This window comes from Caldisericum insulae (genome assembly GCF_047785965.1).
Taxonomy (GTDB): domain Bacteria; phylum Caldisericota; class Caldisericia; order Caldisericales; family Caldisericaceae; genus Caldisericum; species Caldisericum exile_A.
This window is the reverse complement of sequence record NZ_JBLOBF010000006.1, coordinates 97,183-103,313: the sequence shown is the minus strand read 5'-3', so window position 1 is coordinate 103,313 and position 6,131 is coordinate 97,183. Positions and strand designations below refer to the sequence as shown.

The following is a 6,131-nucleotide window of genomic DNA, read 5'->3' as shown; positions in this document are numbered from 1 at the left end:
CCTGCTGAGGCAGTGATTACATACTGGAGAATTCCAGGTGCAAAGACTGCTTGGATAGTGTGGTCTGCTGTGACATTGGTGAAGGTGTAGGTGTAAGAACCTGTGGTATTTGTAGTCATACCAACAGGGAATACTATTACACCATCCACAAAAACTTTACTGAGGAAATAACCACGATTAGGTGTAATAGTAAAGGATTGATCATCGCCTTGTATTACTTCAACAACACCTGACGGTGTAATTGAACCATATTGAGGGTTATTTACATTTGCAGTTATGTAATACTTATTTGAGAATACTGCTGAGACTGTTGTATCACCTGTGATTGTAATGTCAAGAGGATTAGCTGTTGAGTCTGTACCATTTATGGTCCACTTAACGAAGTGGTAACCTGTAGATGGTGTTGCAGTGAGGGTAACTTGGGTGCCTGGCAAGTATTTATCACTTGAAGGTATTGCAACTATGGATCCGCTTCCAGAGGAAACAGAAGTACTCAGAGTATAAGTTGTCCCGCCTGAAACTGCCCAGTCATAGGCAAATGCTTTGTAATAATATTCAAAGCCTGCATTAGATTGGATTAGGATACCAAGCTCACGATTTGCACGAGACGCATTTTCAGAGCCATTGATAGAGGAAATATTTACATATCCTTTACCTCCAATTCGAGCAAGGAACATCTTATTATGAATTGGATATGAACCATTGCCAGAAGTAGGATTTCCAAGAAGAACGTGTATATTAGGATTATTAAGGCTATCTAAATAATTCTTTGTAGGTGTATTTGTTGTAGAACTGTTTACACTATCAAGTAGTATATAAACTTGTGCACCACGATTTGCTGCATTGATGAGAGCTTGCAGTCTTGGATTAATGTAGCTATTTGAAGGCCCCCAGTATAGTGTTTCGTATTGATTTTCATCAATTACAATATCACCTTGTTGAGCTTTGTTAATTAAACCAATAATTCCTTCGGTAGCCTTTATTGATGTGTCAGGCGATTGGATAAGTTCAAGCTCTTCGTATTCTGTTACAGTAAGCGGCTGTGGCTGTACTGGTGTATAACCAGATGGATTATCCATTGCAGGTGGTGTATACCCTGAAGGTGGTGCATCAGTTAGAGGATTATAAGGAGAAACATCATAGTAACCTATATTAAAATCATGGTTGAAAATACTTAGAACTCCTTGAACTATAACAGGATCATCTGTAAGTATTGTTGCACCTCTATTTCCTGCTGTTCCATCGGATAAGTTATCGCAAGGCATAGAACTCCGTGTTAAGTTATCAGCAGAAATAAATACCTTACTGTCGTCTATAATTATTGTCTTTATATGAACATTGTTGTATCTATCATGGGGGTATGGAGAGTTGGAAGGATTCCTAAGGAAGTAAGCAGTACCACCTTTATTAACAACCTGAGTCACAAACCATCTTACTTGGTCATATGTTCCACCAGCTGCACCATAAACCTCGCCATCCATAAGTACCTCAACCTTAACACCTGCATCCATTCTGGTAAGGATCTCTTGCATAAGTTCAAGGCTTGTTATTGTATAAAGTTCAATCTTTATTGAAGATTGAGCAGATCTTATTGCATCTCGTAGAGCATAGAATGCATTATCAGGAGAAAGTGCAAATGTTGTTGTAACGACACCTGAGTGTTTAACTGTTCTTGGGAATAAATCCCATGTATCCCATCCTGGATACATTATCTTGCAACCAGAAATCGGGTCGTTAGGGTCCCACGACCAATCAGTTGCCGTATTCGTATCAGAAATGGGTAATCCCGTTTCTTCATCAAGTTTTCTATAGGCAATATCGCCTTCGGGTGAGATATATGAATCAAAGATATATGGATTAATTTTTGCGCCAATCCAACCTGTGTTTGCATAGTCAGATGTACCCCATGCAACAACATCAACGATATTGTTTGATGCATCAAATACTGCACATTCATCACCTGTATTGTCAAATATAGGATACATACCATTAACATCTATTAAGTTCGGGACATTTGGATCCGTATCTTTGCCGTATTCAAAATTAGGTTTAAATCCAAACTCATTATAAAATTCAGTTGATTCTCTTGCAACCCAAATTCTTACATTAGGTGCTATATATGTGCCTTGTGGAAATTTGACAGTACCCTCAAAATCAGTAATAGTGTAATTTGAGATATCAATAGTCGATGAGCCTGTGTTCATAAGGCAAACTGCTTCGCCTTTTTCGTTTATAACTGGTTCAAGCGAATTATACATTATTGCAAAAATCTTCAATGAAGTATCTTGAGAGGTTGCAAACGGTGTTGTAGGAGATGGTGATTGTAATACAACTGTAGAGAATTGGAAGACATAATCACTTCCCATCGGATTGCCATTTGTGTCTTTTATATTCTTTGAAACTATAACTGTAATCCCTGGATCAAATGGAAGATTTGTGTTAGGAGTGAAGGTAAGGGTAAAGTTCGTATTATCATAAGATACAGTCCCAGCGATAATGTTACCATCTGAATCTTTTACAATAATGCTTGAAGTATCAATACTTGCAGGATCAAGAGCTCTGTCAAATGTAACAGAAATAGTGCTATTTAACGGCACTCCTGAAGCACCGTTAGTTGGATTTGTCGAAACAACCTGCGGCTTATTTAAAACAATATCACTTTGATATCTTGGCTGAATTTGATAATTTGCACCGTATTGTCCTAAGAAACCAGTTACTGTAATGCTATCACCAACAAGGATATTAGAAGTATTAATTCCTGTCTGAGAATACACATAAACTTGCCTATCATTTGTGCCATCTGTTATAATAATAGTTATGCTCGTTGTTCCACTCTTTGACTTTACTGTACCAGTCGTTTTTACAAGGCTTCCTTCATAGTTTTCGCCAATCTGGTCAAGGGTAAGAGTAATAGGATCAGGACAAACTCCGGAGTCAATTCGGTTAATGTACGTTACGGGAGAGATTTCAAGCAAATTATTATAGCTATAAAGAGTGCCTTTTACCTCAACGATATCCCCAAGTGAAATTCCTGATGGTGCAGATGAAGGATAAACATAAATTCCGCCTGTTGAATCCTGAATTGCAAAACCTCTATTAAAGGTATTGGGTACAACTGTGACATTGCCTCTCACATAGACTGTAGAACCTACAGGTTTTGCCCGTGCCTCTGCTATTGTTATAGGAAGTTCAACAGTTGTAAATGACCATGAGTAGTCTTGCACCATTGAATATCCTCTCGTATCCTGAATTGTTCCAGAAAGAGTTGCTGTGTAAGTAGTATTTGAAGAAAGTTTTGATGAAGGAGTAAATGTTGCAGTTTTTGTAGTGGAATCATAAGATACTGTTCCAGAAACTAAATTATTGGAAGAGTCCTTCAAGGTAAAAGTGGAGGGTGAAAGAGTTGAACTATCGATATCTCTATCAAATGTTGCAGAAACTGTCGTATCTAGAGGGACATTCGAAGCACCGTTTGTAGGATTTGTTGAAACAACCTGCGGTCCTTGAGGTCGAGTTGTAAAAGAAATTGAATAGTCACTTGCCATTGGGTTTCCCAGTGTATCCTTTACACCAGATAAACCGCCTAAAATCGTAAAAGTATAAGTTGTTGAAAAACTAAGGTATGCTGAAGGTTGAAAAGTCACAGTATTAGTAGATGAATCATAAGATACTGTTCCAGAAACTAAATTATTGGAAGAGTCCTTCAAAATAACTGTGCTTGTATTTATTGTATTTGAATCCATTGCCTTTGTAAATACAGCACTGATTGTAGCATTAACTGGAACATTTACTGCACCATTTGAAGGTGAAGTTGAAAATACTGAGGGTGGATAACTTGTTTGTGTGCCATTTACTATAACATTTGAAGTTGTCTCTCCTGCTTTTACAAAAACATCAGTTGTTGCAACACCAATTTTTGTATTTGTTAAAGGATCCCAAACTTCAACGGTATAGCCCCATCCAACTGGTGCTGGAACTTTGAAGTAGCCTGCTGATGAAGGATAACCTTCATTAACGCTATTATCTTCTGTTAGATATATTCCGATAACTGTCCCAGAAGAATTTTTAACAACAACCGGAGAGTTTGATGCAGGTGTAGTTCCATCGGATTTATAAGCCATTCCTTCAATCCAGCCGCCATCTGTATCAACCCATGAGGGAGGAGTAAAGCCTGAAATATGCATATTCATCATGTGCACACTATTATAAGTTGTAGTTATTTGAGTAGATGTATTGCTTGTCAAATAAAATCTAACTCTAATGTTTGGAATAAGTGTGTAGTCTTTATCTATTCTTGACTTAACAAAAATCCAGCCAGACCAATTACCAGATGCATCTGTTGTTATGACAGGATGACCAGAAGTAGAAGTTGGAGAAGAAGAAGTAGTTGCAATCCATTGTGAAGTTGTAGGATTCCAGATATAAGCTCCAGACGGGTATGTTCCATTGTAAAAGTAAGCATTCACATAATACTGAGTGCTTGGCGTTGCACCCGTCAATGAAACATAATAGGCAATCGGAGTTCCAGAAGTTAATGTTCCATCATAAGGAGCATAGTAATAAATAGGTGAAATAGTAGCAGTAGCTGCTCCTTTCACAACATTTCCAAGCGGGACAATGAGAGATACAACCAGTGCAATCGCCACCAATACCGAAAAAATTTTTCGTTTCATATTACCTCCTTCTTTTTATTTGTGGTACACATTCTACCACAAGAAAATTATAAAACAAAATATACAAAATTAGAACAAATAAAAACAAAAAATTAATAAAACTTAATTAAATTCAGCAAGAATTTTGAATAATATAATAAAATTATTAAAAAATTACAGACAAATTAAAGCGATAAAAAATTTGTAGAAAAGTTATAAAAACAAATGTGAAAGGTTCTGAGCCAATCGAGAGTGTAAAAGCCCCCATCAACCGTTGAAAAGGGGGTGCCCCCTTTCTAACTTATTCCACAAGGCTTTTCTCCAACTTCCCCCAAAAGAGGAGATTTCTCATTTACTCGAAGGGGTAAAAGTCCCCCTTCGAACTACCCCAGAAAGGAGGAGATTTCTCACTTCGTTCGAAATGACTCGTTGTGTCATTCCGAAGGCAATTTTTTGTCATTCCGAAGGCTTTAGCCTGAGGAATCTCCTCTGTTTCGGGGGAGTGTTGAGGGGGGTTGTTGCCCCCTCAAAATGGTTGTCATATCGAGCGAAGCGAGATATCTCCAATATTAGAAAGGGGGTACCCCCTTTCTAACTTACCCCCAAGGAAAAGTTATTATTTGGGGGAGTATTGAGGGGGGTTGTTGCCCCCTCAAGATATGGAGATTTCTCACATTCGTTCGAAATGAAGTTTCAATGTCATTCCGAAGCCGAAGGCGAGGAATCTCCTCAGTCTCGGGGGAGTGTTGAGGGGGGCGGTTTGGTGCCCCCTCAAAATATGGAAATTTCTCACTTCGTTCGAAATGACGTTTCAATGTCATTCCGAAGTGGCGAAGCCACGAGGAATCTCCTCTGTTTTGGGGGAGTGTTGAGGGGGTTGTTGCCCCCTCAAAATAGAGATTTCTCCTCACTACGTTTGTCGAAATGACTGGTTGTGTCATTCCGAAGCCGAAGGCGAGGAATCTCCTCAGTTTGATTATAAATGTGCTGTTTTTTTAACCACTCCAAAATCTAACAAACCTTTTTGCTTAGAATTTAATGAAAAGATTTAAAATACTTTCTTGTAAATTCCTCAAAATAAAGTGTACTTAAAAGATATCTTAAAGGATATTTAATCATTGTTTGATTATTTGTATAATATAGTATGAAAATGTGGAAAGTGCTTGTATTAATGGGTGTCTTGCTTATCATATTTGGGCTTATTGTTATGCTTTTTGAAAATTGGAAGTTTCGACTTCCAGGTGATATTTACGTTAAACGTGATAATTTTGAATTCTATTTTCCCATCACAACTTCAATTTTAATTAGCCTTTTGCTAACTCTAATCTTGAATCTAATCTTTAGAAAATGACTTTTCTTATTTTATATTTGTTTTGCTTAAGGATTTTTGGTTCTTTTAAATGAGATTAGCCATGTAAAGTTTTAAACTAAAGCAATCTTTTGATATTGACTTGAATAAAATTTAATAAAATTTTTCTA

Annotated in this window: 2 protein-coding genes; one reads left to right on the top strand and one right to left on the bottom strand. The window is 37.4% G+C overall.

Features of this window, described 5'->3' with window-relative positions:
- On the bottom strand, window positions 1-4,673 hold a 4,673-nt coding region (locus ACMV0E_RS05340), incomplete at its 3' end, for an Ig-like domain-containing protein (RefSeq protein ID WP_416085347.1).
- A gap of 1,123 nt (window positions 4,674-5,796) precedes the next feature.
- On the opposite strand from ACMV0E_RS05340, the gene ACMV0E_RS05335 reads away from it, so the two are divergent.
- On the top strand, window positions 5,797-6,003 hold the full coding sequence (locus tag ACMV0E_RS05335) for a DUF2905 domain-containing protein (RefSeq protein WP_416085346.1): 207 nt from the start codon (window positions 5,797-5,799) through the stop codon (window positions 6,001-6,003).
- Window positions 6,004-6,131: the final 128 nt, after the last annotated feature.